The sequence below is a fragment of the Mucilaginibacter sp. RCC_168 genome, from assembly GCF_041355315.1.
Lineage (GTDB): Bacteria > Bacteroidota > Bacteroidia > Sphingobacteriales > Sphingobacteriaceae > Mucilaginibacter.
On the sequence record NZ_JBFUPN010000066.1, the window covers coordinates 1 to 935 of the forward strand.

The following is a 935-nucleotide window of genomic DNA, read 5'->3' on the forward strand; positions in this document are numbered from 1 at the left end:
CCGGTGAAGATGCGTACAAGTTTCCCGATTCGAACTGATCTATAAACCACAAACGATCTTGATGATAGGAACATTTAACAAGCATATATATAAATTATGAATTTCACTTAGGTTTACCTCTTGTACAAACTACCTTTTTATGATGACTACATGACCGGAAAAATGTTAAGTTGCGGTTTTTTAAAAAAAGTCAGACTTGAGATCCTCTGATGAGGATTGACAGAAATATTTTGGAAAAGAGTTCTTAAATGTTCTCCCATTTGAGCAATATCCTCATTTCCATAATGATTAATATCATACTCGATTGCTATTTCAATAGCAGTCCCCTTTTGTGCACAATTAATAACTATATCATATTTGCTTTTATGATGGTTAAGCGGAACTGCATTAATGCCAAGGTTCAGATTTTCAAAGCCATCACCTTTTTCTGATTCAAATTGCCTGTCAAACAGATTGAAGCTTACCATATCAATCATGATATTAAACAGGGGATGTTGACCTGGAATACGCGGAATCTTCAAATCATCAATTAGCTGGTTAAAAGGATATATTTGGTGAGTCTGTGCATCTATGATAATTTGCTGTGTCCTTCTCAAAAACATGATGAAACTTTCTTGGTCTTTTAGGTTTAATTTAAGGACAACCGTATTCAAATATAATCCTATCTGGTCCTGAAGATTGAAATGTTCACGGCAGGCAATTGGAGTTCCTATAGCAATCGTGTCTTTTAAAGTATAGAGATGGATTAATATTGAAAATCCCGCTGTTAACGTTGCAAATATGGTGGAGCTCTCTTCTTTTGCAATAGCAGCCAGGGCTTCACTAACATTTTTATCCAGGCGGAAAACTACCTGTTCCTCGTTGCTCCCGTTACGCGGCTCCCTTTCTGCCTGATAAAAAGGCAACCGTATTGGATCGATCTTTTCTTTAAACTG

Annotated in this window: 1 protein-coding gene; it reads right to left on the reverse strand. The window is 36.4% G+C overall.

Features of this window, described 5'->3' with window-relative positions; all coding sequences use genetic code 11:
* Window positions 1-146: 146 nt before the first annotated feature.
* Window positions 147-935, reverse strand: a 789-nt coding sequence (locus AB6735_RS27970; protein ID WP_370999475.1) for a condensation domain-containing protein, incomplete at its 5' end; no start/stop codon positions are given.